The following is a 26,463-nucleotide window of genomic DNA, read 5'->3' on the forward strand; positions in this document are numbered from 1 at the left end:
CCCAAGGGGGATTCGACTCATCGAACTCGCTTGAACATTTTATTCGGGTTAGGAGATGTTTTATGAAACAGAAGCGCACGATTAGTATCAAGCAAAAATTGATTGTCTTATCCGTTCTATTATTGATTATTCCAGCCACATTGATTGGAATCGTCGCCTATTCGCAGGCGAAAGGTAAAATCGAGTCTCAAATGATCCAGTCCGCCAATTCGGGGGTAGACCGGATGAACAATGAGGTCACGAACCTCATCGAACCGATTCAAACGGACATCTCGTTTTTTGCGAATCGGATTGATAGTTCCATTTATGAAGAGGGAGAAGCGAATCAAGCGTTAGCAGAGAAGTTTACTGAGTATTTAGAGACACATCCAAAAGTGACGAACATCTACTTCGCTTCAGCAGAAGGTGCGATGACGATCTATCCTGAGCAGGAATTGCCAGAAGGATATGACCCACGCACTCGTCCATGGTATGAAGCGGCTGAAGCAAGTGGACAAGATGTTGCCATCACGAATCCGTACGTCGATGCCGCCTCTCAAAAAATGATGATCACGGTTTCGAAGAAGACTTCAGACGGTAGTGGTGTGGTCGCCGTTGACGTCGATGTGAACGATATCGCTGAAGTGGCATCCACCATTCAAATCGGGAAAGAAGGATACGTTGCCATCTTCGACCAGGCAGAACAAGTCGTCATTCATCCGTCGACGGCTGTCGGTGAAAAGATTGATGAATCTTGGACAGATTCGCTCTTTGCCAAGGAAGAAGGGACTCTGTCTGTATCGGAGAATGGGGAAGGTGTGGAGAAAGCATTCGTGACGAACCCAATCACCGGATGGAAGATTGCCGGTACGTTATATGACGGTGAGATTCAAGACGAGACTGTCGGCATTCTTTGGACGACTGGATTCGTCATCATCGGAATGTTCGGGATTGCAGCCATTCTTCTCTACTTCGTTCTCCGTTCAATCTTGCGTCCGTTGCGTTTATTGACAGAAGGAGCAGAACGAATCAAATCAGGAGATTTGACTGAGCCGATTACCGTCTTATCGAACGACGAAATCGGGCTTGTCTCAGAGAGTTTTAATGAAATGAGCGATTCACTTCGTATGGTATTACTCCGTCTCGATGATTCAATCAGTCAAGTTGCCGCATCGTCACAAGAATTGATGGCCAATTCGGCACACAATACGGCCTCATCGGAACAGATTGCCCGTGCAGTTGATCAAATGGCAGTCAGCGCCGATTGCTCGAAGCGACAACTTGACGACAATGCGACATCGCTCCAAGCGATCACATCCGGCATCATGCGAATCTCAGAGAGTTCAATGGACGTGTCTGAACTTTCACGCGAAACCTCGAATGAGGCGGAAGACGGTTCGACGACCGTGAAGGATAATGTGAAGCAGATGCAGGCGATCGATGCGTCTGTCGTGACATTCGAGGGTGTCATTCACTCATTGGCACATCGCTCAAACGAAATTGGAGAAATCGTCACGGTCATCAATGGAATCGCTGAACAGACGAACCTGTTAGCCTTGAACGCTGCCATTGAAGCAGCACGTGCGGGTGAGAACGGCAAAGGATTCGCGGTCGTTGCGAGCGAGGTGCGTAAACTCGCAGAACAGTCACAGCAGTCGACGAAACAAATTGCGGCGTTGATTGATCGAATCAAGCATGAGACGGAACAGTCTGTACAGTTGATGCAGGAAGTATCTACGCATACGAAAGCCGGGTTGGCGTCATCTGAGATGACAGCAGACCGATTCGAGAAAATCAAGGAGCGGACAGTGGCGATGACACCACGGATTGAAGACGTGACCGCAACCGTCGAGGAGATTGCGGCGAACGTTCAGGAAGTGGCAGCGACGGCATCACAAATCGCCGACATCGCAGATGAGAATTCGAGCGTCTCGAAGCAAGTGGCGGCGACGACCGATGATCAATTGAGATCGATTGAAGAAGTATCACAGTCAGCAAAAGCACTCGCGACCATGGCCGAGGAGTTACAAGATCTCGTCTCGCGGTTCAAACTGTAAACGACAATGAGGCAGAGCGCTCCGCTCTGCCTCATGTCTTATTATAGGATTGGACTAAGTAGGCGTGACACCCCTTCACGGGCGCGTACCGTCCATTTACGAGATTCATAATCTTCCACTGTATAGGTGCGACTGACCGCCGTATCGGTCTCGAATAAAGAAACGAGTTCGAGGGCGACCCGCTCATCATAGATGAGTGCGTTCACTTCAAAATTGAGACGGAAGCTTCGAGCGTCCAAGTTCGTCGTCCCGACGGTCGCGATCTCATCATCGACGACGAGCGTCTTCGCGTGGAGAAACCCTTCATCATACAGATAGACGTTTGCCCCGTAGTCGAGGAGTTCCCCAAGGAACGAGAGGGACGCCCACATGACGAATGGATGGTCCGGTTTTCCAGGGATCATGATATCCATCTGAACGCCAGAATGGAGTGCCATTTTGCAAGCGTCCATAAAACTCGTGTCTGGAATGAAGTATGGCGTTTGAATGACGACCCGTCGTTTGGCGGACATGATCATTTTGATCATCATATTCTTCAAATGTTCCGTATCCGAGTTTGGTCCACTCGTGACGATTTGCATCGGAGAATTTTCTTTAATGTCATGTCGCGCAAAGCAGAAGGCATTTTCAGGATCATGTTTACGGTGACCAGAATAATTCCAGTCCAATATGAATCGGTGTTGTAAATTGTAAACGACATCTCCTTCGACACGCAGGTGCGTGTCACGCCAATAGCCAAATTTTTCGACTAAACCTAAATACTCGGTACCGACATTGAATCCACCGACATAGCCGATTTTCCCATCGATGATGACGACCTTTCGGTGATTTCGGTTGTTCAACTTGAAGTTGATGATCCCGAGTGTTGGTGGGAAGAAGACACGCACCTCGCCATCGTTCGCAATCAACTCTTTAAAGTCCGAGTTCCGAAGACTACGTGAGCCGACCGCATCGTAGAGGAGTCGAACTTTGACACCGGCTTTCGCACGTTCGATCAACTCTTTCAACAGTGCCTGACCGAGAGCGTCACGCTGGATGATGTAATATTGAATATTGATCTCCGTCTCGGCCGAGCGAATGTCATCCATCAACGCTTTGAACTTTTGTTCGCCGTCGTGCAAGATGAGGGAACGGTTATGTACACTGATCAACGATTTAGACGATCGTAAGTTCATTTGAAGCAGTTGGTCATACTTTTCAAACAGCGGCTGCGCGAGCTGGGTTTGGCGCGTATGAATTTGTTCAAGTTGCGCTTCGACTTGAAGCGAATGGAAGGAACGTTCTTCTACACTTAAATTATAGAAGTTATCCTTCTTAAGTTGTCGCCCTAGGAAGAGATAGACGATAAAGCCGAGCACTGGTAAGAAAAACAGGACAAGAAGCCAGGCCCAGGTCGCGCCGACGTCACGTCTTTCGGCGAAGATGACGGCGAGTGCGAACAACATGTTTAACCCGAGGACGATATAAAGTCCCCAACTGAAAATCATAGACCAATCCAACGACATACACCCCTTTATAATCGATTCATAGCTTAATCATACATCAAATGAGGGAATAGGATGCTATCAAATGAAATAGGGGGAGAAGATGATGAACATGGAAGTCGTATGGAAGAAAGGGATGGCGTTTGAAACACATACGCCATCAGGACACACGGTAATACTTGATGCGGCGGATGATGTTGGTGGGCTCGATACAGGCCCTCGTCCGACAGAAATGTTGCTTCACGCGACCGCATCCTGTACAGGAATCGATATCGTGTCGATTCTGCATAAGATGCGCCAGCCGATTGAAGCATTCGAAATGAAAATCGATGGGGTGCGGGCGACCGATCATCCGAAACGCTTTACAGCCATTCACATCTTGTATATCCTGAAAGGCGAGTTATCGGAAGAACGAGTTCGGCGGGCCATCGAGTTGTCCGTTGAGCGATATTGTTCTGTATCGCATAGCCTCAATGCAACGTTGACGTATAGTTATCAATTGAACGATGGAGACGTCACTCCGTTTGATTTTCACGAGTGAGCAAGATGGTTGAAAGGCATGTTGTTCTCCGTTATATTTGTATTTCAAATACTGTATAACTAAAGGAGGACGTTATGATTCGACTCGCGACGAAGCGCGATGCTAAACACATCGCGAACCTAATCGAACAACGAGCCGTAGCGCTAAATGAACAAGGAAGCGACCAATGGACCGAATATTTGGAACAGGACCTCGTAAAGCGTGTGCGCACTGACATTGCTGAAGGTAGTGTATATGTCTTTGAAGATGACCAACAAATTTTAGCTTCAATCGCATTGTTACCTCCAGATGAGTGGGATGATGACTTATGGGACGACAGTGAGCGTGGACAATATATCCATCGAATCGTCGTCAGCGAAAAACTAAAAGGGCAAGGTGTCGGACAGCAACTCATGGAGCATGTCTTAGAGGAAGCCGATGAAGATGAACCAATTCGTCTTGATTGTGTCGCTGACAATGAATTTCTAAATGATTACTATCCACGTTTCGGTTTCGTCTTTGTCGATTCACGAAACGGGTACAATACGTTCGAGTACAGATTAGATGAGAGCATGAGTGCATAAGGGTCATTAGACCCTTTTTTTGATATACTATCAACAGCGAAAAGGAGGGGTTTTATATGACTAAAACCATGTTGGTAGGATTCGGATTCTCGGCGAACACGTTCCATCTACCGTTTTTAAAGGTCATTGACTCATTTGAAGTGAGTGGCGTCGTGTCATCACGTCCGGAAGAAGTGCAGGCTGAATTACCTGGTGTCACGGTATATGCGACATTAGACGAGGCGCTTCAATCGGATGCTTCTCTATATGTCATTACGACACCATCGCATTTACATAAAGAGATGATCGTCGCATGTCTTGAGGCAGGAAAAGATGTGCTCGTCGAAAAACCCGCATTCCTGACAACGGAAGAAGGATATGAGTTGATGGAACTTGAAGCGAAATCGAAGGGCATCGTCAACGTTTATCAGAATCGTCGTTATGATGGAGACTTCTTGACGGTTAAGTCGTTACTTGACTCGAACGAGTTAGGGGACTGGAAGGTCGTTGAATCTCGATTTGATCGTTTCCGTCCGAATGTACGTGACCGGTGGCGTGAAAATGCAGGACCAGGTTCCGGTATTTTATTCGACTTAGGAAGTCATCTGATTGACCAGACTCTAGCCTTGTTTGGAGAGCCGGATCGTATTCAAGCAGATGTGATGATTCAACGAGATGGCGGCCAATCCGACGATGGGTTTCATCTGACATTCTATTACGGTGAGAAGCGAGTATACCTTCGTTCGAACCCATTCATCGCTGGAGAAACACCTCGGTTTGAAGTGCATGGTACGCAAGGAAGTTTCTTGAAATATGGACTTGATCCTCAAGAAGAGGCTCTGAAGCAAGGAAAGTTAGAAAGTGACCTTATAGAGACTGGTGTATTATCCAAAGAAGAGGTTTCGTCCATTCAAATCGAGAAAGGTAGCTATTTGGCGTATTATCAACAGTTAGCTTATAGTTATGAGGTACGGAAACCCGTCGTTTCATTAAAAGATGCAACATTGACAACCCGCTTGATTGAACTTGCTCGTCAATCCAGTGAGACAGGAACAGTCATCACGGTAGATTGACACGCTTTTTCGTTGATTTACTAAACCGGTGATCAATTCACAATTTGAAAGAACGTGCGATGATTTCTTTGTGAACCGATTGATGCTTTTGAATTGTAAGGATAATCCCACGTGTGAAAATGAAAAATCGATGCCGCCGAACATTTTGTTCGAACGTGCATCGATTTTTTGATTAGGCTGCATCTTCTTCTGTCGATTCGACTTTTTCCGTATGACGGACAATCGGGAAATTTTTGAACAAACGACTTCCGATCAAGCCAAAACCGATTCCGAGGATGAACAGTACAACGGCTGTGAAGGTGACTGTTTCCCAATCGTTGAAACCATACATGACAAGAAGTCCCGGAATCCCGGCTGCCGAACCCGGTGCATCGTTGATCATACCGGTCATGGCGACAATCAACCCGGCGATGGCTCCACCGACAAAGTTGACACTGTAAATTGGAATTGGGTTAGCGGAAATGAGGTCAGCTTGCGTCAACGGTTCGATGGCGACAGAAAGCTGATCTTTCTTTGTTCCGATTTTCAATTGACGGAATAACAAGTAATTCATTGAAATGGACGCAGTCAACGCAAGCGCGGCAATTGCCATCGGTACACCTGTCAAACCAAGCATCGCCGTCAAGGCCATCGAACTGAGAGGCGACGTCGATACGACCGTGACGATCCCTCCTAAGACGAGACCCATGACAACCGGATTTTGTGTTGCTGCCAGTTCGATGACAGCTCCAATCTGTTCAAGTGTGTTTGTCACGAGTGGGTCTACCCCTGTCGCGACGAGACGGGCGAGCGGTGCCATCACGATGACGTAAAAAATCATATCGACGCCGGTCGGCAGATAGCGATTGATTCGAGTGCCAGCCAAAGCCAAAAGATATCCTGCAAAAAAGCCAGGAAGGATTCCGAATCCCGATACAGACAACCCGATCATCAAACTATAGACGGGGTTGATTCCAAGTGCGATGGCGACAAGAGCCGCAGCGGCAGGACCTGACAAAGCGCCAGCCGCTTGACCTACTTCTTCATAAAGAGGAAGTGGCAGCAATCCGCCGATTGCGTACGCGTTGAACGCTTCGACGAGGAAACTCGCGATTGCAGCACCGGCCAATGCTCCCATCGCCTTCATTCCAAAAGGCGCCTTGTAACTAAATAATGTGAACAAGGCGAGGATGAGCAGTAAAAGTGCGATTCCTTGAATAATGACCATAAACTCTTCCTTCTTTCTATCTCTATTTATTCATAATTTATTCTATATTCATGCATAGAAAGACTTCTGTAAAGCCATATTCAAAAGAAAAATTAAAATTGAACAATGATACCGGTTACAATTAGAAATTCCAAATCAAGAAAGCGTTTTCTTTGAAAAATGACATCAATTCTACAAGTTTGCACGTGTCGAGCCGCATGAGATTGGGAACAGATAGGGGAAAGACTTTTCAAAAAGTATTGGTCGAGGAGGATGAATCATGCAGAACGAAGACAGACCGTGGCATGCGCTCGAAGTAGATGAGGTGCGAACCCATGTGGAGACTGATCTTGAATCAGGTCTTACAACAGAAAGTGTCACAAGTCGTCAAGACGAATTCGGCAAAAACGTATTGCCGGAGAAAGAGAAAACCCCTGAAATTATAAAATTTCTAAGACAATTCAATGATGTTCTCGTGTACGTCTTATTAGCGGCTGCCGTCGTCACAGGATTCTTAGGGGAGTACATCGATACGATCGTCATCGTTTTAGTCGTCACGATTATCGGCGTCGTCGGATACCTTCAAGAAAATAAGGCAGAAGAAGCGCTCGAAGGAATCAAAAAATTATTAGAAACAAAGGCGACCATCGTTCGAAACGGCAAGCAATCTGAGATTGATTCAAGTGACCTGGTCGTGGGGGATGTCCTTGTACTTGCTGCCGGAGATAAAGTGCCGGCCGATGCCCGTGTCGTTCAAGCTGAAAAATTTAAGGTTGAGGAATCGGCGTTAACCGGAGAAGCGACGACTGTCGAGAAAAAATCGGACGTCGTGAAAGAAGACGCGGTGTTGGCTGACCGAAAAAACATGGTGTACTCGGGCACGAGTGTCGCGACGGGAAGTGCCAAAGCCATCGTGACGGCCATCGGTGAAGGTACGGAACTCGGTCAAATCAACGCTTCAATCTCAGAAGTCCAGACCGTCAAAACCCCTCTGATTCGTCAAACAACAAAGTTTGGTCAAACGGTGTCCATCGCCATCTTAATCATCTCCGTCGTGATTTATGCGTTCGGTTACTTTTTACGAGATTATGAGCCGGTCGAATTGATGCTGACGACAATCGGTCTTGCCGTTGCGGCGATTCCTGAGGGGTTGCCTGCCGTCATCTCTATCATTTTGGCACTCGGTGTCCGGAATATGGCTGAACAAAAAGCGATTGTTCGAAGTTTACCATCTGTCGAAACGCTTGGTGCTGTATCTGTCATTTGTACGGATAAGACGGGTACGTTGACGAAGAATGAGATGACGGTCAAACAAATCGTGACGGCGAACCATGATATCGAAGTCTCGGGTAGCGGATATGCTCCGAATGGAGATCTCGAATTGAATGGTCAACCGTTTGACTTGGATGATGATGAATCCATGATTGACCTGTTAACCGTCGGGAAGACGTGTAACGATTCTCAGTTGAATGAAGAAGACGGCGACTGGGTCATCAACGGCGATCCGACAGAGGCTTGTCTGTTGACGGTCGCTGAGAAAGCTGAACGCCCAATTGAACGTTTAAAAGTGATCTCGAAGATTCCGTTCGATTCTGAATATAAATACATGGCGACGCTCGTCGATTACAAAGGAGAGCGAATGATTTTTGTCAAAGGGGCGCCGGACCGACTCTTTGATATGGCGTCGTCTGAAGACTTTAAACAAAACTATTGGGATGAAAAACGAAAAGAGATTGCCGACCGCGGTCAACGCGTTCTCGGTGCTGGTCTAAAACGTGTCGACAGTTCAAAAGCGTCAATCGACCATGAGGATGTTGAAGATGGTCTGACTTTCCTCGGCTTATTTGGAATCGTCGACCCACCTCGACAAGAGGCCATCGATGCGGTTGCCGCGTGTCGTGATGCTGGAATCCGAATTAAAATGATCACGGGTGATCATAAAGATACCGCTGTCGCGATTGCAAAAGAACTGGGCATGGAAGTGGAAGGCGCCCTCGAAGGTCGTGAATTGACAGATATGACAGATGAAGAAATCAAAGAGGCTTCCGTTCATAACGATGTATTCGCACGGACCAGCCCTAACGACAAGCTTCGTCTCGTCAAAGGATTGCAAGAGAACGGTCTGATTACATCGATGACAGGAGATGGTGTGAACGACGCACCTGCCTTAAAACGTGCTGACATTGGTGTGGCAATGGGGATTAAAGGGACGGAAGTAGCGAAAGAAGCATCTCAGATGGTTCTTGTCGATGACAACTTCAAAACGATCTATAACGCCGTACGAGAAGGACGACGTGTGTACGATAACCTGAAGAAAACCATTCTCTTCTTGCTTCCGACAAACGGAGGTCAAGCGTTGCTTGTGGCAATGAGTATCTTGCTCGGAGCGGCTGCACCGCTCAGTCCTGTGCAGATTTTATGGGTCAACATGGTTGTCGCGATTACTCTATCTTTAGCAATCGCTTTCGAACCACTCGAAGAGAGTACGATGAAACGACCGCCACGTCCGGCCAATGTGCCGCTACTCAGCCGATACTATATTTTCCGCGTCACCTTCGTTTCAATTATTATCGGGGGCGGTAGTTTATGGATCAACTATATGCTCGGAGATTTCGACTACTCGACCGAGAAATTACAAACGATTACCTTGAATGCCATCGTCATGGCCCAGCTCTTCCACTTGTACAACTGCCGTACGGAGTTGGCACCTGCATTCAACCGACATTTCTTTGACAATAAGATTGCGTTTCTCGTATCGGCCTTACTCATTGCCCTACAATTGTTCATCACGTACGTACCGTTTATGCACACGTTATTCGGTACCGCTCCATTAACGTGGGAAGATTGGATTTATCCAGTGGCATTTGGTGCCGTCGTCTTTATCATTGTTGAAATTGAGAAGGCAATCTCCAGACGTGTCATCGGCAACCGGAATATACACTGATACGTTTCATTCATGTGAAAAAAGGTTAAACAAGTGGAGTAAATATGAAGGAGGGATACGATGAAGCGTGACGAATCACAACCAGGGGTTCACCCGGATCCGCTACCGGATGATGAATCGAACCCGGCGAAAAAACCGGCTCCGACACAGCATCCTGACCCTGATCCAGAGGAAGAATCGAACGAATAAAGCGTGTAACAGGTAAAAGATCCTCCTAGCTGAAATAAGCTAGGAGGATCTTTTTGAGTTGGTTTATGATGTTGACTTTACAGAGCGGCTATTTTGTAGCCGATTGAATGCTTTCTCGTTCATATGTTCCGTGATGACAAAATCACCGACTGGGCATTCCCATTTCCCTTTTTCGACAACACATTCGCGCAATGTCACTTGGTCATCGTATAAATCTAGTTCCAATGTGTCTTTCAAAAATTGATCGACTTTTTGGTTTGGAACTTTTACATATTCATTGAATTCGAGTTCTTCATTCTTGACAGTCACATAAGAAGTGACTTGGAAATAACGCATGTGATGGTCTCCTTCATTAAAAACTAATTTCTAGTATAGCCGTTTTTGATGAAAAATGGGTGCTCAATGTTTCATTTCAGCCCGTTCACGCTTTGGAGGTGCTTCGTTGAACGGTTTTTGATGACGAATCATGAGCCAAAAAATGAGACCGAACAACGGGATGTAAGGGAGCGGCCATAAACTCATTTTATAGCGTTTCGCGTCCCGATTCATTAACGTGATTTGAATGAATGCCAACAAGAAGAAATCAACGGTCATCGTTCGAACAAATTGATTGTTCTCCACATATGACCAGTATTCAGCAACATTTCCGGTATTGGCTGCAGCGATGAACAACCCGATTGTCACCAGTAAAAGCACAACGCCGAGGATACGGGTCGGCAGCGGTTTGACCGGGGTCGGATAAGGTGACTGTCTCGCAAAAGCCAAATAAGGAGCGAGTAGAAATCCCCCAACGAAAAAACTGGTGACAGCGGCGATGAGTGGATTCGGTTTGAGCTGATTCACTTCTGACCAAAGAAGTGGAAACATCGCCAGGGGAAACACCCCTAAGATACTAAAGAGCGATAGAGAATAGCCTTCGTACGCCTCGGTATTATAAGTCACAAAATCGAGAAGAAAGCGTCCGTCGAACGGGACATTTGGACCGATGACGGCGAATGCAATTGCCAGTCCCCAAGGAATCAATAAGAATTTTCTTGTCATACGAACACCTCGTCAATGATTGATAGTTGTAGTATACCCTCTTTTGGAGACACGAAAAAATGAGAAGATGCCTGACGCATGTTCTCATTTATTTTCACGTGCATACGTTTTAATCATCGTGACGAGTTGCTGAGTTTCGTCAGCCTTCACATCAAGCATGATTCCATAATCATACAGCGAGCCCGTTTGGCCACGGTGTCTGACATGTCCCATGAGTTCGATCGGTTGAAGCGTCGGAACGAGGTCGAAAAGAAAATGGACCTGTAAATCATCAGAGAGCGGGAAGAGGTAGTCCGATCGCAATTTTAATCCATGAGAACTCACATTGAGGAGCAATCCTTCCCCATCATAGAGTTCTTTTTCTTCCCATACAAGTCGATAAGGGATGGTACGGGGATTCGGTAGGATATAGCGGAACGTCTCCTGTCGGCGATAACGCATCAATTCACCCCATTTCTTTACTTCTTTTATCGGCAAAATTGAATTTAAAATGAAGTGGAAGATTGTATAAAATTATAGTGTACTCGCTTTACAAATTTGAAAGCGCTTTCTATAATGGATGTACGATTTGAATAGGGAGGAGATCAGATGAATGTCCATGATTTACTCCGACGTTACTCGATTCAAACACCAGTCATCTATGAAAAAAAACGTAACGGGGAGTGGGTTAAACTCGAGCGCTTACCTGCTTATACCATTCTTGAAGTCGAAACGAACGATCATACCATCGAGGCGGTCGCGATTGATGCATTCAAAGCGATTACCGTCTGTCGAGAGTCGGCGTCGATTGAAGAAGCCCGTCCGTATGCTGTGCGTATCCTGATTGAACGACCATAAGAAAAGCCGTAACTTCATGTTGAAGTTACGGCTTTTCTTTATGCTGCATCCTGTTCGGTTTCGTCTTGTGGATTTGTTCGTTTTGCGTAATACATAAACGGTGTCGCCATCCACGCGATCACAAACTTTGCCACGTATGTCGTGATAAAGATGTTCCACCAAATGTCCCATTCCATTCCCCAGAATGCGATGATGCAGAACGTGAAAGTATCAATCAGTTGAGATAAGACGGTCGAACCTGTCGTACGAAGCCAAAGCTTCTTCTCGCCCGTTTTTGCACGGATCTTCGAATAGACGAAGACATCGAACAATTGAGAGACCAAATAGGCGGCAAGGCTACCGAGTGTGATCAATGGCAGCATCGAGAAGAGTGCCTCGAAGCTTTCATGCATGAACAGTGCCTCTTCAAACGGCTCATATAAAAGTGCATATTGCATGAGTACCGTTGAGACGATCAAGATGAAAAATCCGAGCCATACGCCTTTACGGGCAGCCGCTCGCCCATGTTTTTCGTTCAGAATATCGGTTGCCAAGTAGAGCGAACCGTAAACGATGTTACCGAGCGTGAAAATATATCCGCCAATTACAATCTGTTGCGTGACTTGGATGTTTGCTACGACCGAAGCCATCGCAATCCAAGCATATAAGCCGACTCGTCCGAATAACTTGTAACTGAGGACGAGTAGTCCGAGTGTAAGGATGGCAGAAGGAATCCATAACCATTCGTTTAGCATGAATCATGCTCCTTCCTCTAACTATTCAATGATTTCAACTTTTCAAGTTTATAGAGGAACGGAAATGATGTCAAGGTGAGGGGGGAGGGAGAGGGTCCACTTAAGTAAACACTGTAAATTATAAAACCTTCTTGTATATCAAAAAAGTGCTAGTGGAAATACCCTGTGAAGTGCAATCGTTCGACAAATTGAAAATCGATTCGACAAAGCGGTGTTCGTGACATGAAAATTAGGAAAGTGGGAACAAAGTGGGAACGGACAAAAAGAAAGCACCTCCTGTCATAAACAGGAAGTGCTTATCACCGCTCAATTGAGCGGTATTCTTGATGCCTCCGACGAGAATCGAACTCGTGCTGCAGCATTACCATTTCTAATTTGGATGTTCGTGGAAGTATGTTCGTGCGAGGTATGGCGTGGTTGAGCCATTCTCTAAATCGTTATTGTAAGTTATTGGTGTTTAAAACTGTGAATTCGCCTGTGCATGGGCGGTAAGTGTGCACAATGCTGTGCACGGAAAAGGATTAAAAATAAACGTTGTATACGTCGGTCTCGGGATCGTTAGCCCATTTCATGTTATATTGAAGTTCTGTTTCGATTTTAGGATAAATAGCTCCGTTAATTGCATAGCCAGTCGCGTTGGTGTAAAACTTCGATGCGTCTACCCACACCATGTCCGTGAAATTCTCGAAGTTCAACGCGTCGATGTCCGCCTCGAAGTATAGCGCTTTGATAAGTCCCGACTCCCGCTCATTCCCTTTCTCATCGACTAGCGTTCCGAATCGTTCAAAGGCGATATCTGAGTAGTTCGGATTTTCCTGGATAATCGCGAGAATCTTCGTCGAGTCCGTCGCGAACTCCTTGACCATCGTATTTTCACTCCATGCAGACTCTTCACTGTCGTAGCGGACGACAGCAAGATTCCCTTCAAGGCGAATCGATTCGATTGATTCATCGAGTTGTTTCAGTGCCGTCTCTAGATCACGAACATCGGACGCGCTTCTTGCCATTTCAGAATAATCGACTTCTTCGACTTCCTGCTCTGTTGATTGTTCACTTTGCGCAACTACTTCCTCTTTCGGTGTAGATTCATCATCGCCTAGCACAAGCGTGGCTAAAACCAATACACTAGTGACTCCCATTATTCGCCCGGTAATACGTTTCATTTTTAACATTCGCGGTGCGCTTTCCAAACCTTTCTCCTCATCCTTAGACACCTCTTTACGTGCTGCCATATGGAAAATGAACGCAAATGCAAAAAACACTATACCGACCTGACTTAACAACTCCAACATACAGTCACCCCTTTCAATTCTTCAAGTCCATTGTAGTAACTACTTTACATATATCTACATTTGAAAAAATCATTCTGACAAATATCCAATTATAGTGACAGGGCCATCGACCGATAAAAAAAGACCTTAACGGGTCTTTTTTATACAATAACTTTGGTTTATTTCACTTTAACCTGCGTTCCATTCATTTTAAGAATCTGGCCAGCTGAGATTGTGACATAAGTTGGAGACTCGATATTGTTGTTCGTAACAATATCCATGAGATTTCCTCTCGTGCCATTTGTGATTTCGTAGTAGCCCATGCCCGAAGTAGGTTCGATTTGGTATTCACCGGCGGGGATATCAGTTCCTACTCGATACATGCCTTCCATGTAGTATCCACTCTTCGGCTTCAGTTCGTCTGTCACTTTATCCAATGGCATGAACCACCCGCTTGATACAGTTAGGTATTCACCTTCATTCATAGTCAAAATAGCGTGGCCGATAATGTTATCGTTGGTAATGATGGATGTAAGTTCTCCGGTCGAGTCTTTAGCGAGTTGATAATATGTCATCCCGCCGTCTGCCACAATCAAATAAGTCCCAGCATCGATATCGGTTCCGACTTTATAGTTACCTGCAGGTTGTTTCCCTTTCGCTTCTTCGGCAGCTTGCGCCTCAGCCAATGCCTTTTCTTGTTCTTCCTTCTTCTTCGCTTCTTCCGCTTCTTTCTTCGCGGCTTCCTCAGCGGCTGCTTTGTCTTCTTCGCTCGTGTCAGCCTCGGCTTCAACCGCTGGCGTCTCTTCTAGCGCTGGGTCTGTCGCTGTTTCGTCCGAGCCACCTGTAAAAGCGGGAATAGCGGCCAGGGCAATAATCACTGTAATGATAATCCGTGCAATTTGATTAAACTTCTGATACCGCCACATCAAAAATAAACCTACAGGGAAAAACAGCAACAGCATTAGTACAACAAACCAAGTCTTTTGATAAAATTTCATTGTAAATTCACTCCCTTCAAATTATCGCATCCAGTATACCATCTATACTACATATACCCATCTTTGTTAAATAAAGTTTCAAAATGTAAGATTCGACATCGAAAACGTTTTTGTCGAATAAATATTCTTGCTGTTTTTGGGAATCTTCTTGAAAATTGATAGGGCATGACTCATACTAAAGTCATAAAATAAGAACGCGCGTTCGTAATCGGAGGGGTTTCTTTGAAGGATATTAAAATGCCAGAAAAACTTGCAGTTGTGTCCGGTAAAACTATTAAGGATGTATCTGGTTGGTTTTGGGATGACCAACATCAAGTTATGTATATATATACCCAAGAAGAATTCTCCAATAAAGTCACGAAAAAAGAGCCTACCACCGCGTAAGGCTCTTTACTATTAGTCAGATTCTTTTTTGGATTCTTTATCGAGTTGATTAAGGCGATATTGATCTCTCGCAAATTTTAATAATGCTTCGAAGCGTTCTTGTGAAAGTTCCTCAAGCTTGTCTGGGGCGAACATATCGCCACCAATAAGGTGATATTTTCTTAATTGATCAATATACTCGGCGTGAGTGATGTACGGATCTTCGACCCTACCCATGTAATAATCTGCGGTCCCTCCTAATAACTCGAGAATTGCGGCGAACATTTCTGAATCTACCGGCTTTTTATTGTTTTCAATCCGAGATAACGTACTCTTGTTTGTTCCTAACTTTTCAGCACATACATCCAGACTCATGTTCTTTTTAACCCGCATAGATTTTAAGCGGTCCCCACGAAAACCCTTGTACATATCTATAACCAACTCCATATCAGTATTCTCCCTTCTATCATATACTTTTTTCCGTTTCAGAAAAATAAATTCTCCAAAATAGAGAAATAGTGTTGACTTTCTCTAAAATAGCAACTATTATGAGTGTACAAAGGTTGCTAAAATAGCAACAAGGAGGTGATACTAATGCTTCAATGCACCGAAACGATGGTTGATTTGAGCAAGGTAAAACAAATTCGTCGTCAAAAACGAATCACCCTAGATGTAGCGGCTCGGCACTTAGGATTTCGCACAGCGTCGCCATTGTCTAAGCGAGAAAATGGACTCCACCAATTTCGAGGTGATGAGCTATTTAAACTGGCAGCGCTATATAAATGCGAAGTGACGGATTTTTTGTGAAGTGGGGTTGCTAAAATAGCAACAACACACTATTGATTTACCCGTTTTTGAATCAAACAACACAAGGAGATGTGTATATGAATCAACTCGTAAAAACTTTCGAAGGTCATAACGTTCGCATTATTGGTTCGGAAAGTAACCCGTTATTTGTTTTAACTGACGTGTGCAAGGTTCTCGAAATCGGCAACGCTAGACAGGTTAAAACCCGCCTTGAAGATGGTGTCATTAGTAATGACGTCATCCTTGACTCAATGAACCGCCCGCAAGAAGTCACCGTCATCAATGAGGATGGCTTATACGACGTCATCCTCGATAGCCGTAAACCTCAAGCCAAACGGTTCCGCAAATGGGTCACGAGTGAAGTCCTCCCATCCATCCGCAAGCACGGCGGCTACCTCACACCTGAGAAGGTCGAAGAGGCGTTGCTCAACCCAGACACGCTGATCCGTCTCGCCACCGACTTGAAAGAGGAACGCCAGAAACGAATCGACGCCGAGCGGATGGTTGAAACACAGAAACCGAAAGTCCTGTTCGCTGATGCGGTCTCGACAAGCGACACCAGCATCCTCATCGGTCAACTCGCCAAGCTCATCACGCAGAACGGACACAACATCGGGCAGAACCGACTCTTCGAGTGGATGCGTCAGAACGGCTATCTCGGCAAGAGTGGCCAACATTACAACGAGCCAACGCAATACGCGATGGAGCGCGGTTGGTTCGAAGTGAAGGAACGGACCGTCAACAATCCAGACGGAAGCGTCCGCATCACCCGGACGACAAAGGTGACCGGCAAGGGTCAAGTCTACTTCATCAATAAGTTCCTGGATCAACAGGAAGTCATCTGAAGAAAGGAGTCATCCCATGTTCGACACGCAAGCCATGTCCCAACTGATCGAGTCAGCCGTCGCCAAGGTTATGCAAGAGTACGCCAAGCCACACCGTGAGTACATGACCATCAATGAAGTATGCGAGGAACTCAAACTGAGCCGCTGGGCGGTCGATAAACACATCCGTGTCAACGGCTTACCTCACGTCAAGGTGGAGAAGCGGGTGCTCATCGAACGCTCTGCACTCTACGAATGGCTCGACCAACTCAACAAATGAACGCAAAAAAACGAACGAGGCAGAAACCCCATTCGCTCTTGATTCGACACCTTGAGTATACCACAGGGCGCCTCAGAAATGGAGGATAACATGCTCACACAAAAACAAGTCGACATCCTGTTCACGACGACAGGCTACAGCGCACTCGCATCACTCTTACTCACGATGGTACTCGGTCAATCCGACTACTACCTTGTCGCCGCCGCCGTCACACTTACCCTCGCGACCGTGTTCGCAGGGATCAGCTACCTCAGTTGTAAGGAGGAAACCGAATGAACATCCAAGCACACGACCAACTCCAAACGCTCGAGACGAAGATTCAGCGCTTTGACCAACAACTCTCGCAACTTAGACGCGATTACAGCCAAGCCATCGAACGCCTCGTTGTCAGCGGTTACGACTACGAACTCGAACAGGGCTACTACAACGCCATCAAGCAGGTGCAGAACCTACTGGAAGCCACACTGAAGGAGGACGAATAACATGTCACCATACGACAAAATCAACGAACTGAACGACATCGCCGCCGACTTAGACGACATCCGTGAACGCATCGTCAAACTCGGTAGCCTCAACGCCAACATCACGTCACCAATCAGCGACGCCATCACGCAGATCGACCAAGCGGTCGAGTGGCAACAAGTCCTCGCACAGGACGAGCCAAAAAGCGAGGTCGAGTTACAACTCGAACGCCTCATCGCCGCACATGGCATTCAGCGAGTGAAACCCGTTTGCTACGACTTAATGCTGAAAGAGATGAACGGAGGGACAGCGGTATGAGTATTTACTCGAAGTCAAAAGTAAGAGATTCGGAAGCGGCTCAAATCCTCCAAGAATTTATAGACGATTTTGAACAAGATGATTTCGCTAAAGGGTTCGAATACCTCATGGATCGCTTGGATGACATCACTAGCGATATCGACAAAGTAGCCTCTGAACTCGAACAACTCTGTTCAAGTTACGAAAGTGACATCGAAGTATATCAGAGCGAACTTGCAGACCTAAACGAACAACTGGAGGAAGAACAATGAAACTCTACGAACTCACACGCCAGAAGCAAGACCTGCTCAACGCCATCGCTGACATGGACCACGAGGACCTCGAACTCTCCGACGCCGTGGGCGACACGCTCGACGCGCTGAATGAAGCCATCGAAGCGAAAGCTGAAACGATTGCGAAATATATCCGCACCTTAGAAGAAGAAAGCGTGGCGATCAAGTCAGAAGAAGACCGATTGAAAAAACGCCGCTCCGTTCAAGACGCAAAAGTCGAGCGGATGAAGACGTATCTCCACGACATGCTCGACGATGCGCAAATCGACAAAGTGAAGGGCACGCTGTTCACCATCGGCTTCCGCAAGTCGCAAGCCGTCAACGTGCTCGACCTCGACACGCTACCAGAGGCGCTCAAGCGCACGAAGACCATCGTCGAGGCGGACAAGACAGCCATCAAGCAAGCGCTTAAGCAAGGCTTGGACGTGCCAGGTGCCGTCCTAGTCGACAACCGAAACTTGAGTATTCGATAAGGAGGAACGGACATGAAACACTCAGAAACGCTCGCGAGCATAGCGAAAGCACTCGCTGCTTTCCAAGCCGAAGTCAAACAGCCAGAGAAGTCAGCAAAGAACCCGCATTTCAAATCTAATTACGTCCCACTCGAAGGTGTCGTTGACGTAGTCAATAAGTTTGGCCCGAAACACGGGCTCAGCTACATGCAAGAACCCATCTATCAGGATGAAAAGGCTGGCGCTCAAACAATGGTCATGCACGAATCAGGAGAGTGGATCTTGTTCGAGCCATTACTCCTTCCGGTCGGACAAAAAGCAACGGCACAAACGGCAGGGAGTGCCATCACGTACGCTCGCCGGTACAGCTTAGGTTCAGCCTTCGGTATCGCTTCGGAGGTCGATGACGACGCAAACAGCGCGTCAGACAATGCGAATCAAAACCCGGCGAAACAACAGCCGCGTAAGCAAGCGCCCAAAGTATCCGAAACTCAAATCGCCGTCCTGAAAGGCATCGCAGACGCCATCGCCGACAAGGTGAACGTCGAGAACGAGGAAGTGTACCGCAAGTTCAACATCGCAGGGGTCCAGACGGTCGAAGACTTCGAGAAGGTGAAAGCGAATCTGAACAAACAGATCAACGCCATCGCCGCAAAAGAGAAGGAGGCGAAGCAAGATGCAACTGCCTGAATATGACGAATACGAACGCATCGAAGTGGACCACGACGAGGAACACGTCCTCGACATGATAGAAAGAGCGCAGGCTGACGAGCACTGGGGCTTGGAGCAAGAGCAAGCCCTAATGCGTGACATTGAACGACGCGAGAACACGTTTTACAACTACGGATTTAAGAAGGAGAACACACGATGATTAACCGAGTGGTTTTAGTAGGCAGACTGACACGAGATCCAGAGATGCGATATACCCAGAGCGGCATCGCCGTCACACGATTCACACTAGCGTGTGACCGCCCGTTCACGGGTCAGGAAGGCAAGAAAGAAACAGACTTCGTCGACTGCACCGTATGGCGCAAGCAAGCCGAGAACGTCGCTCAGTATTTGAAGAAGGGCAACATGGCAGGCGTCGATGGTCGTCTCCAAATCAGCAGCTATGAAGGACAGGATGGACAGAAACGACAGCGTGCCGAGGTGGTCGCCGACAGTGTTCGCTTCCTCGAACCGAAAGGGCAGGGGCAATCGTCAGCACCGAGCCAACCAAAGACTTCGAGCGATCATGACGCTTTCTCAAGCGGAGGCAAAATCGACTTGAGTGACGATGACCTCCCATTCTGAGGTGACTGACATGAGAGACACCATTCAAGACAAAAACGTTGTGCCCTTTCTCCAACTGGGGCACGACGTCATCGATGAAACCACTCAATTCGATAACGCAAACGAGAAGCTAGCGTATATCGTCATCAAGCGTCACGCCACAAACGGCACACGAAACGCGTTCCCTTCATTGACGACCATCGCTGAGAAAGTAGGGTGCTCGAAACGAACAGCCATCCGATGTGTTCAGTCATTAGTAGATAAAGGTTTGTTGATTCGTTTAAAGCAATTCGATCCTGATACGAAACGGTATCACTCGAATCAGTACACGATTCCAAAGTTCGTACCTAGTGACACACAGTCACTACCTAGTGACATCATGTCACCACCTAGTGACACAGTGGCACCAGAACTATATTCCTTTAAAGATGATGATGAAGAGAACATTCAAAAACAACAAGAGCAAAAACAGGCGTTCCTCCACATCCAAGACATCTACACCAAAGCAGGCTGGGGCTATCCGAACGGCATCATCACCGAGCAACTCCTACAAGACATCCAAGACTACGGCAAAGACATCGTCGGCTTCGCCATCGAGACCGCTGCCATGAACAACGCGCGGAGTTACCGCTACACCCAAAAGCTCTACAACGACTGGGAGCAAAAAGGGTACACCGACCTCGCCACCATCAAACGAGCCATCGCCGCATCCAAACAACGTAAGGTTCCGGCGCCGCCGAGCCCGGACCGCGATTCCTTCTTACTAGGGGAGTGAGGACATGACACGACAGGAAGTGCTCGCCCTGCTCGACGACATCGACAACGTCTATCCGTCGTTTCGGTTCCGTCATGAGCCGCAGGAGCAGCAGAAACGAATCCTCGACAGCTGGGAACGCCGCCTCATGAAGTGCGAGGCACCCGCTGTCCTGAAACGGTTCGACCAATACGTGGCGGACGGCAATCGCTTCGCCCCGTCGGTCGCCGAACTCTTTGTCTCGCCCGATCCGTTCGGTCCAGACTATCAACGCAAGCAACAGGAGCGCTTCGCCGCCCTCGAGCACGAACGCACGCCAGAGGAGGTGCAAGAGATTGAACGAATCAAGCGCGACGCCTTTAAACAACTCGTACAGCAACGTCAGCGAGGCTGAAAAGGCCGTCCTCGGTGCCATCATCGAACGGGGTGAGCTGTATGACGAGCTCGACCTCACCACCGACGACTTCAGCTATGCGAACCACCGCATCCTGTATGACGCGATGCAGACGACGAAACAACTCGGCGTCGAACTCGACCTGACGACCCTCGTCGAGACATTGTCACAGGGCAATCTCTTTGAGGAGATCGGTGGCTTCGACACCATCGTATCTTGTACCGAAGCCTGCACATCCCTCAATCACGCCGAGCATTACGCCAAGCTCGTCAAGGAGTCGAGTCGGGAACGTAAGGCGAAACGGGCGGCCGCCGAGTACCTGAACGGCGAGACGTCCATCGAGGACTTACAGACGAACCTCGAACTACTCGGACAGACGACGCAGAAACATCAAGGGACGGACGCCTACGGGCTGTCGCTCCTCTTCCTGCAACTGCTCAACAAGAAAGAGGACGACCTGATCTATACCGGCATCAAACCGCTCGACGATGTGCTGGACGGCGTGAAACCGACAGACCTCATCGTCGTCGGTGCCCGTCCAAGCGTCGGGAAGACCGCCTTCGGCATGAACCTCGGGCACAACCTGAGCGAACAGGATGTCGGCGTCTCCAACTTCTCGTATGAAGTCGGGGACGAGGAAATCATGCGGCGACTCGTCGCACTCGGTACAGGCGTCCCGTTACGCAAGCTCAAGAAGGCGCACGAACGGCTCGACCTGAACCAGATTCAACGCGGGGTCAACTACATGAATGACCTGTCGAAGCGCCCCATCATCAACCACGCCGCCTCAGGGCTGACGATCCATGACATCAAGCGTGAGGTGAAGCGGGACAAGAAGCGGTTCGGGGACAAGCGTCACGTCGTCCTCATCGACCACCTGCACATCATCCCAGCGAGTGACCCGCGCATGACCGAGGTGATGAGCCTCACGGAGATCAGTCGGGTCTGTAAGGAGATAGCGGTCGAACTACGGACGCCTGTCATCCTCCTCGCCCAGCTCAACCGGGCACTGGAGCAACGGCAGGACAAGCGACCGCAGAAGAGCGACCTACGCGGCTCGGGTTCTATCGAGCAGGACGCAGACACCATCCTCTTCCTGCATCGCGAGGACTACTATGACGCCGACACGGAAGACCAGAACATCATGGAGGTCATCGTCTCAAAGCAACGGGACGGCGAACTCGGCAAGGTACAGCTGTATTTCAATAAGGAAACCGGAAAACTGTTGCCATTCGAAAGGGAGGTCCCACATGGTCTATGAACTGACGCATCAAAACCAACGCTTCCTGCTCTTCCCGCGCCACCGCATCCTGCATGCGGTCGTGGAGGGCAGCATCCGCAACGTCACTGTCATCAGCGAGGACATGATGTACACACTCCTCAACCGTTACGAGTGGGTGCTCAAATGAACCGCCGCAAGAAGAAGCCGCAGACCTTCGTCCGGTATCGGGGAACGCGTGAGGTGTTCCTCATCCGGTATGAGGGAGACACGCGGATCACCCTGTATCACGATATGAGCCAGCAAGAGTTGCAACGTCACCTGAAAGAGGGCTGGGAGGTACATCGTACATGGACAAACGCATGAAGCGGAAGATACTGACACTCTATTCGAACGGCATGAACGCACACGACATCACGATTCAACATAATTTAGACCCGCGTGCCGAATACATGGTCACGACGATGGAAGTCGCTGACGTACTTAGAGAGATGGGCGCGGTCGACCCGACGAAGCGCATCCCACAGAAACCCGACATCCAGCCGGACATGCCGAAACAATTCATCAGCATCTCTGAGTCGAAGAAACAGCGCTCGAAGCACAAGATGAAACAGAAAAACGTGACCGAAGACCAGAAACATTGGCACTCGCTCGTATGCGGTTTCGGTCAGAACGGCAAGAAGCTATTGAAGAGCCCAGACCGCCGACAGCTCGAACGGAAGTTGCAGGAGCACCTCGATACCGGATGGACACAGATCGGGGGCATCTCGACCGACTTTTACTGTGACGGGGAGACATACATCGCCGTCGTCCAGAAACAGAAAGGAGACCAAACGGATGCAAGATGAACTATTGAGCACGAGACTCAGCAAGAAGGAGCGGAAGCGCATCGAGCGTCTCCTCTTCGACTATCACCGCATGCCGTCCAAGATTGAATCAGCCAAGATGCGTGCTGAGCAAGCGACGACCACGACGGCAAGTTACAGCTTACGGGAAGGGAGCGGACGAACCGCTCCGTCTGACCCGACGTTCAACGCCGTTCACAAGCGTTCAGAAGTGGAACAGATGGAACGCCTTAAGAAGTTGCTCGAAGACCAGTACGACCTCATCACAGACGATGAGCGCTATATCTGGAATCACGTGTACCATCCTCGTCACCGCTTCACACCCGAACGGACGGCGGCAGCATTATCCATCTCACGGCAGCATTACTTCAACCTTCGAAACCGCCTCATCTCGCAAGTGGCAAGCGTGCTTGAAGGGAAATACGATGTGACATTTTGGGAGAGTGAACGACATGATTGACGAAGAACTTGGCGCATTGGTCGAAGACAAGGACATCCCGTACAGCGTGCAGCTCCAGCTCATCAAGAAACGGACGGAGCGGGGCATGTCGCCTCTGCAGATCGCCCGGCTGATGGGCTTGAAGAAGAAGGACATCCAAGCCGTCGTGAAGGAGTACGGCTGGACGGCGAAACGGGAGATTGAGAAGCAAGGCAACGGCAGACCCGCCAAGCCGACCGAAAAGACGGCAGGGCGCACGGATGAAATCAGACGGCTCGCAAGTGATGGGTATAGCCGCAAGGACATCGCCGCCCTGTTAGGTATCGACCGTGGCAATGTTGACGCATTATGCCGACGATACGGCATCCGAACAGTGAGTCAACTCGATAAAGTCGCTAGGCTGTACAGCAAAGGTTGGAGCCAAGTGAAGATTGCCGAAGAATTAGGCGTCTCGAAACAGCGCATCAGCGAAATCATAAAGGTGCACGATTTGAAGAAGGGAGCCAAACCATGACGACGGAAATCGACCATAATCCCATCATCCCAAGCGTCGTTCGCAAACAGTACCAGCGGGGCATGGACCTACTTGAGCTATGTCGCCTGTACGATGTGACCGAAGACGTGATTCGACCGTTCATCCAAGGTGTCGAGCGAGACGAGCGCAAGGACGAACGCTCCGTGCTGGTTAAACAGGTCAAGGAACTCTATGAAGAGGAACGACTCGGCAAGTACGCCATCGCTCAAATCTTAGGCAAGCACCAGAAGACGATCCGTGACATCGTGGACGAGCATGGGTTCAAACGAAAGCCGAAACCAAAAATCGAACCAAAAAAAGTGGAAATCGAGGTGGGATCTATGAAAGTGGCGGAACGACACGAAATGTTAGCCGTCAAAATCAAAGAATTGATGGAGAAGGGATTCAAGAACAAGGAGATCATCAACGAACTCGGCATCGGGGTGAACCTGTTGTACACCGTCAAGAACAAATACGGACTCACCAAGACGACGAAGCCGAGGAAGAAAGAGCCGATACGACCGAAATACCCGAACCTCATCTATCCAACCGACCAAAAGGAGGAACCAACCGTGAAAGAAACGACGACAGCCCGCCTAGAGAGCGCCGTGACCGCGTTCAAGCCCGAAGAGGTGTCAGAACTCATCGGTGAAGTCCAGAAGCATATCGAGCACAAGAAGCCGTCCACACGCGTCATCAACCGCGATAAGGATGTGTGGGCTGAGTATCTGACGGCGCGCTCACAGGAGATTCACGACGTGGCGCACGATGTCGAAGTGGTCGTGGAGAACGGCAAGCTGATCGAGCGCACGACGATTGCCTATACGCTGGAAAGGGAGTTGGGTAGATGAAGAAAATTATTGGTGGAGTATACCTGCTGAATAAAGATTACCTTGGTGATCCGAGAAAGGAATTGTATCGCGGGGACGCTGTTGTTCTAAAAAGGTATCTCCCGATATTTAAGCAAGCAATTGTTGAATTTGATGGAATGAAGTTTTCGATTGACCCAAGCTATTTAGACTTTATCGAAGGCGACGCGCCAGTCGAACCGCAAGATGAGCCGCAAAAACCCGCTCACTACGACACAGGCATCGACACCATCGCCTTCCTACGCGCCAATTGCCCGTCGGAACAGGTGGAGGGGTTCTTGCGGGGGAACGCGCTGAAATACCTACAGCGGTATGACAAGAAGAATGGATTGGAAGACCTGCGCAAGGCGAAGCACTACGTTGAGATGCTCATCGAGGAGGTTGAGGGGCGATGAAGGCTTGGAAAGTGGAGGACCCGTTTTGTACAGAAGGATACTGCGAAGTTGTTTTTGCTGAAACTCGAGGTAAAGCGATTCTTCATAGCGAGGCATATGGAATGAGTGGCGAGTACACCGACATGAGAGCGACGCGTCTCAAGATACTGGATGACAAAGAGGACATCCCTGAAAGAGACAAGCAAATCCTGCTTATCAAAGAGGGATGGTGGTATGAAATCGGCGATCGACGAATCGATGAAGATAATTTGCAAGAGGCGCTCGAGAAGGGGTGGATCTAATGACCATACTCTACGGATTGACTGCCATCGCACTCGGCATCTACGCCATCGTGCTCCAGAATCGAATCGACGACTTGAAGGACGAGAACGAGCGGTTGATGGACTGCATCATCGAGATTGAGAAGGAAACGGGGGCGAGCGAATGAACGAGAATCTAAAGGTGAACGAAGTGTTCCAATTCATGCGGGAATTCGGGGTTGACTTAATTAATCGATATGGTGACTTAATCATCGATGAGCCTACCAATACCTACACATCGATTACCAATTGCAATGATATGGACGATGTCAAAACAAGTGTTGTGTTTGCGCTTTGTCGCCCGATCTGTAAGGGGCTGAAAGAACGAGACGCCAATCGCCTACTCGAAAGAGTGAATAGTTATTTTCATGCCGAGTTGACACGAAATGATATGTCGCGATTGTACGAGGAACTCTGCTACGTTGATAAATTTACAGACTTTAAAGAATTTATTCAACGCGGATTCCCAATGTCAGAACTGTCGGAGGCGAGCGAATGACCACGAGCGTCAAGAACCGAGGCAAGGACCTCGAAGCCCTCGTCATCCAGAGCAACCACGTGTATCGGATGCGGCAGGAGGCATTGATCCACCAGGCGCACGCTGAGGTCAAGACGATACGTGGGCGCAAAGGACAAATCGTCAACGCGTTTCACAAGGGCAAGGCGGGGCTCGACTTCTACGGCATCGCAGACGGCAACTACATCACGTTCGACACGAAGTATAAATGATACTTTTAATGTGTCCTAAAGTGATGGGATAAGAATGTACAATTTTGTCTCCTTCTCGCATACTTGTTCACGAGGTGAAC

General features: G+C 48.3%; 41 protein-coding genes. 32 read left to right on the top strand and 9 right to left on the bottom strand.

Translation table 11 applies throughout. From position 1 onward, the window contains the following. Positions 1-62 precede the first annotated feature (62 nt). A complete protein-coding gene (locus KNO65_RS08540; RefSeq protein ID WP_214783234.1) occupies positions 63-2,036 on the top strand; it encodes a methyl-accepting chemotaxis protein in 1,974 nt (657 codons plus the stop codon). Between the two features lie 41 nt (positions 2,037-2,077). Here the strand turns inward: KNO65_RS08540 and cls are convergent, their stop codons facing one another. Then, positions 2,078-3,523, bottom strand: coding sequence for a cardiolipin synthase (gene cls, locus KNO65_RS08545; RefSeq protein WP_012726224.1), 1,446 nt, complete (start codon positions 3,521-3,523; stop codon positions 2,078-2,080). Positions 3,524-3,626: 103 nt separating this feature from the next. Here cls and KNO65_RS08550 point away from each other — a divergent pair, with 103 nt between their 5' ends. The 3 genes from KNO65_RS08550 (at position 3,627) to KNO65_RS08560 (ending at position 5,676) form a co-directional block, all read left to right on the top strand. Then, the gene (locus KNO65_RS08550; protein ID WP_074037078.1) at positions 3,627-4,061 is read left to right on the top strand and encodes an OsmC family protein; all 435 of its coding nucleotides are present in this window, start codon (positions 3,627-3,629) and stop codon (positions 4,059-4,061) included. A 74-nt stretch (positions 4,062-4,135) separates the two neighbouring features. Beyond that, the gene (locus KNO65_RS08555; protein ID WP_214783237.1) at positions 4,136-4,624 is read left to right on the top strand and encodes a GNAT family N-acetyltransferase; all 489 of its coding nucleotides are present in this window, start codon (positions 4,136-4,138) and stop codon (positions 4,622-4,624) included. Between the two features lie 56 nt (positions 4,625-4,680). Next, positions 4,681-5,676: a Gfo/Idh/MocA family oxidoreductase gene (locus KNO65_RS08560; RefSeq protein WP_214783240.1), complete on the top strand. Its 996-nt coding sequence runs from the start codon at positions 4,681-4,683 to the stop codon at positions 5,674-5,676. A 172-nt stretch (positions 5,677-5,848) separates the two neighbouring features. On the opposite strand, the gene KNO65_RS08565 is transcribed toward KNO65_RS08560, so the two are convergent. Next, on the bottom strand, positions 5,849-6,883 hold the full coding sequence (locus tag KNO65_RS08565) for a PTS sugar transporter subunit IIC (RefSeq protein WP_214783243.1): 1,035 nt from the start codon (positions 6,881-6,883) through the stop codon (positions 5,849-5,851). Positions 6,884-7,142: 259 nt separating this feature from the next. Between KNO65_RS08565 and KNO65_RS08570 the strand changes: the two genes are divergently transcribed. Together KNO65_RS08570 and KNO65_RS15780 are read left to right on the top strand one after the other, a co-directional pair. Continuing rightward, positions 7,143-9,806, top strand: a complete 2,664-nt coding sequence (locus KNO65_RS08570) for a cation-transporting P-type ATPase (protein ID WP_214783246.1) — start codon at positions 7,143-7,145, stop codon at positions 9,804-9,806. A 60-nt stretch (positions 9,807-9,866) separates the two neighbouring features. After that, complete coding sequence (locus KNO65_RS15780; RefSeq protein ID WP_256363520.1) at positions 9,867-9,995, top strand: hypothetical protein; 129 nt, start codon at positions 9,867-9,869, stop codon at positions 9,993-9,995. 63 nt (positions 9,996-10,058) lie between these two features. Here the strand turns inward: KNO65_RS15780 and KNO65_RS08575 are convergent, their stop codons facing one another. The 3 genes from KNO65_RS08575 to KNO65_RS08585 all read right to left on the bottom strand — a co-directional run bounded on the left by KNO65_RS08575 (position 10,059) and on the right by KNO65_RS08585 (position 11,477). Next, on the bottom strand, positions 10,059-10,331 hold the full coding sequence (locus KNO65_RS08575; RefSeq protein ID WP_214783249.1) for a hypothetical protein: 273 nt from the start codon (positions 10,329-10,331) through the stop codon (positions 10,059-10,061). A gap of 63 nt (positions 10,332-10,394) precedes the next feature. Then, the gene (locus KNO65_RS08580; protein ID WP_078146855.1) at positions 10,395-11,036 is read right to left on the bottom strand and encodes a hypothetical protein; all 642 of its coding nucleotides are present in this window, start codon (positions 11,034-11,036) and stop codon (positions 10,395-10,397) included. Positions 11,037-11,120: 84 nt separating this feature from the next. After that, positions 11,121-11,477 carry a PilZ domain-containing protein gene (locus KNO65_RS08585; protein WP_012726233.1) on the bottom strand — a complete coding sequence of 119 codons (357 nt, stop codon included), beginning with the start codon at positions 11,475-11,477 and terminating at the stop codon, positions 11,121-11,123. Between the two features lie 147 nt (positions 11,478-11,624). Here KNO65_RS08585 and KNO65_RS08590 point away from each other — a divergent pair, with 147 nt between their 5' ends. Continuing rightward, positions 11,625-11,873, top strand: coding sequence for a hypothetical protein (locus KNO65_RS08590; protein ID WP_078146856.1), 249 nt, complete (start codon positions 11,625-11,627; stop codon positions 11,871-11,873). Between the two features lie 38 nt (positions 11,874-11,911). On the opposite strand, the gene KNO65_RS08595 is transcribed toward KNO65_RS08590, so the two are convergent. The 3 genes from KNO65_RS08595 to KNO65_RS08605 form a co-directional block, all read right to left on the bottom strand. Next, positions 11,912-12,607 carry a queuosine precursor transporter gene (locus KNO65_RS08595; RefSeq protein ID WP_078146857.1) on the bottom strand — a complete coding sequence of 232 codons (696 nt, stop codon included), beginning with the start codon at positions 12,605-12,607 and terminating at the stop codon, positions 11,912-11,914. A 521-nt stretch (positions 12,608-13,128) separates the two neighbouring features. Then, entirely contained in the window at positions 13,129-13,728 is a 600-nt protein-coding gene (locus KNO65_RS08600) for a hypothetical protein (protein ID WP_214783252.1), read from the bottom strand. 329 nt (positions 13,729-14,057) lie between these two features. After that, positions 14,058-14,876, bottom strand: a complete 819-nt coding sequence (locus tag KNO65_RS08605) for an Rv1352/Rv1906c domain-containing protein (protein WP_214783255.1) — start codon at positions 14,874-14,876, stop codon at positions 14,058-14,060. A gap of 222 nt (positions 14,877-15,098) precedes the next feature. Between KNO65_RS08605 and KNO65_RS08610 the strand changes: the two genes are divergently transcribed. Continuing rightward, positions 15,099-15,260: a hypothetical protein gene (locus tag KNO65_RS08610; protein ID WP_214783258.1), complete on the top strand. Its 162-nt coding sequence runs from the start codon at positions 15,099-15,101 to the stop codon at positions 15,258-15,260. A gap of 12 nt (positions 15,261-15,272) precedes the next feature. On the opposite strand, the gene KNO65_RS08615 is transcribed toward KNO65_RS08610, so the two are convergent. Then, complete coding sequence (locus tag KNO65_RS08615) at positions 15,273-15,686, bottom strand: helix-turn-helix domain-containing protein (RefSeq protein ID WP_214783261.1); 414 nt, start codon at positions 15,684-15,686, stop codon at positions 15,273-15,275. 147 nt (positions 15,687-15,833) lie between these two features. On the opposite strand from KNO65_RS08615, the gene KNO65_RS08620 reads away from it, so the two are divergent. From KNO65_RS08620 to KNO65_RS08735, 24 genes are all read left to right on the top strand, one after another. Beyond that, positions 15,834-16,046 carry a helix-turn-helix domain-containing protein gene (locus tag KNO65_RS08620; protein ID WP_214783264.1) on the top strand — a complete coding sequence of 71 codons (213 nt, stop codon included), beginning with the start codon at positions 15,834-15,836 and terminating at the stop codon, positions 16,044-16,046. Positions 16,047-16,123: 77 nt separating this feature from the next. Next, the gene (locus KNO65_RS08625; protein ID WP_214783267.1) at positions 16,124-16,891 is read left to right on the top strand and encodes a phage antirepressor; all 768 of its coding nucleotides are present in this window, start codon (positions 16,124-16,126) and stop codon (positions 16,889-16,891) included. Positions 16,892-16,907: 16 nt separating this feature from the next. Continuing rightward, the gene (locus KNO65_RS08630) at positions 16,908-17,150 is read left to right on the top strand and encodes a helix-turn-helix domain-containing protein (RefSeq protein WP_214783270.1); all 243 of its coding nucleotides are present in this window, start codon (positions 16,908-16,910) and stop codon (positions 17,148-17,150) included. 90 nt (positions 17,151-17,240) lie between these two features. Then, the gene (locus KNO65_RS08635; RefSeq protein WP_214783272.1) at positions 17,241-17,426 is read left to right on the top strand and encodes a hypothetical protein; all 186 of its coding nucleotides are present in this window, start codon (positions 17,241-17,243) and stop codon (positions 17,424-17,426) included. Continuing rightward, the gene (locus KNO65_RS08640; protein WP_214783275.1) at positions 17,423-17,632 is read left to right on the top strand and encodes a hypothetical protein; all 210 of its coding nucleotides are present in this window, start codon (positions 17,423-17,425) and stop codon (positions 17,630-17,632) included. The genes KNO65_RS08635 and KNO65_RS08640 overlap by 4 nt, the downstream gene beginning before the upstream one ends. Before the next feature lies 1 nt (position 17,633). Beyond that, positions 17,634-17,930: a hypothetical protein gene (locus KNO65_RS08645; protein ID WP_214783277.1), complete on the top strand. Its 297-nt coding sequence runs from the start codon at positions 17,634-17,636 to the stop codon at positions 17,928-17,930. Further along, a complete protein-coding gene (locus tag KNO65_RS08650) occupies positions 17,927-18,181 on the top strand; it encodes a hypothetical protein (RefSeq protein ID WP_214783280.1) in 255 nt (84 codons plus the stop codon). Before KNO65_RS08645 ends, KNO65_RS08650 begins: the two co-directional genes overlap by 4 nt. Further along, positions 18,178-18,675: a siphovirus Gp157 family protein gene (locus KNO65_RS08655; RefSeq protein WP_214783283.1), complete on the top strand. Its 498-nt coding sequence runs from the start codon at positions 18,178-18,180 to the stop codon at positions 18,673-18,675. The genes KNO65_RS08650 and KNO65_RS08655 overlap by 4 nt, the downstream gene beginning before the upstream one ends. Before the next feature lie 12 nt (positions 18,676-18,687). After that, positions 18,688-19,344 carry an ERF family protein gene (locus KNO65_RS08660; protein WP_214783286.1) on the top strand — a complete coding sequence of 219 codons (657 nt, stop codon included), beginning with the start codon at positions 18,688-18,690 and terminating at the stop codon, positions 19,342-19,344. Further along, positions 19,331-19,525, top strand: a complete 195-nt coding sequence (locus tag KNO65_RS08665; protein ID WP_214783289.1) for a hypothetical protein — start codon at positions 19,331-19,333, stop codon at positions 19,523-19,525. The genes KNO65_RS08660 and KNO65_RS08665 overlap by 14 nt, the downstream gene beginning before the upstream one ends. Further along, positions 19,522-19,947, top strand: a complete 426-nt coding sequence (locus KNO65_RS08670) for a single-stranded DNA-binding protein (RefSeq protein ID WP_214783292.1) — start codon at positions 19,522-19,524, stop codon at positions 19,945-19,947. The genes KNO65_RS08665 and KNO65_RS08670 overlap by 4 nt, the downstream gene beginning before the upstream one ends. Before the next feature lie 10 nt (positions 19,948-19,957). Next, a complete protein-coding gene (locus tag KNO65_RS08675) occupies positions 19,958-20,701 on the top strand; it encodes a helix-turn-helix domain-containing protein (RefSeq protein ID WP_214783295.1) in 744 nt (247 codons plus the stop codon). A 4-nt stretch (positions 20,702-20,705) separates the two neighbouring features. Then, complete coding sequence (locus KNO65_RS08680) at positions 20,706-21,074, top strand: replicative helicase loader/inhibitor (RefSeq protein ID WP_214783298.1); 369 nt, start codon at positions 20,706-20,708, stop codon at positions 21,072-21,074. Continuing rightward, positions 21,016-22,335, top strand: a complete 1,320-nt coding sequence (locus KNO65_RS08685; RefSeq protein ID WP_214783301.1) for a replicative DNA helicase — start codon at positions 21,016-21,018, stop codon at positions 22,333-22,335. Before KNO65_RS08680 ends, KNO65_RS08685 begins: the two co-directional genes overlap by 59 nt. Next, positions 22,325-22,483 (top strand): hypothetical protein, encoded by a 159-nt coding sequence (locus tag KNO65_RS08690; RefSeq protein ID WP_214783304.1) that lies wholly within the window; start codon positions 22,325-22,327, stop codon positions 22,481-22,483. Before KNO65_RS08685 ends, KNO65_RS08690 begins: the two co-directional genes overlap by 11 nt. Before the next feature lie 160 nt (positions 22,484-22,643). Continuing rightward, positions 22,644-23,141, top strand: a complete 498-nt coding sequence (locus KNO65_RS08695) for a hypothetical protein (RefSeq protein ID WP_214783307.1) — start codon at positions 22,644-22,646, stop codon at positions 23,139-23,141. Continuing rightward, on the top strand, positions 23,131-23,598 hold the full coding sequence (locus tag KNO65_RS08700; protein WP_214783310.1) for a hypothetical protein: 468 nt from the start codon (positions 23,131-23,133) through the stop codon (positions 23,596-23,598). Before KNO65_RS08695 ends, KNO65_RS08700 begins: the two co-directional genes overlap by 11 nt. An 85-nt stretch (positions 23,599-23,683) precedes the next feature. Beyond that, positions 23,684-24,091, top strand: a complete 408-nt coding sequence (locus tag KNO65_RS08705; RefSeq protein WP_214783313.1) for a helix-turn-helix domain-containing protein — start codon at positions 23,684-23,686, stop codon at positions 24,089-24,091. Next, on the top strand, positions 24,088-24,942 hold the full coding sequence (locus KNO65_RS08710) for a hypothetical protein (RefSeq protein ID WP_214783316.1): 855 nt from the start codon (positions 24,088-24,090) through the stop codon (positions 24,940-24,942). Before KNO65_RS08705 ends, KNO65_RS08710 begins: the two co-directional genes overlap by 4 nt. After that, the gene (locus KNO65_RS08715; RefSeq protein WP_251131676.1) at positions 24,939-25,355 is read left to right on the top strand and encodes a DUF3310 domain-containing protein; all 417 of its coding nucleotides are present in this window, start codon (positions 24,939-24,941) and stop codon (positions 25,353-25,355) included. Before KNO65_RS08710 ends, KNO65_RS08715 begins: the two co-directional genes overlap by 4 nt. After that, positions 25,352-25,636, top strand: coding sequence for a hypothetical protein (locus tag KNO65_RS08720; RefSeq protein WP_214783319.1), 285 nt, complete (start codon positions 25,352-25,354; stop codon positions 25,634-25,636). The genes KNO65_RS08715 and KNO65_RS08720 overlap by 4 nt, the downstream gene beginning before the upstream one ends. Further along, complete coding sequence (locus tag KNO65_RS08725) at positions 25,636-25,782, top strand: hypothetical protein (protein ID WP_214783322.1); 147 nt, start codon at positions 25,636-25,638, stop codon at positions 25,780-25,782. Before KNO65_RS08720 ends, KNO65_RS08725 begins: the two co-directional genes overlap by 1 nt. After that, entirely contained in the window at positions 25,779-26,153 is a 375-nt protein-coding gene (locus KNO65_RS08730) for a hypothetical protein (RefSeq protein WP_214783325.1), read from the top strand. Before KNO65_RS08725 ends, KNO65_RS08730 begins: the two co-directional genes overlap by 4 nt. Next, a complete protein-coding gene (locus KNO65_RS08735; RefSeq protein WP_214783327.1) occupies positions 26,150-26,383 on the top strand; it encodes a Holliday junction resolvase RecU in 234 nt (77 codons plus the stop codon). The genes KNO65_RS08730 and KNO65_RS08735 overlap by 4 nt, the downstream gene beginning before the upstream one ends. Positions 26,384-26,463: the final 80 nt, after the last annotated feature.

It is taken from the genome of Exiguobacterium sp. S3, from assembly GCF_018617295.1.
Classification (GTDB): Bacteria; Bacillota; Bacilli; order Exiguobacteriales; family Exiguobacteriaceae; genus Exiguobacterium; species Exiguobacterium profundum.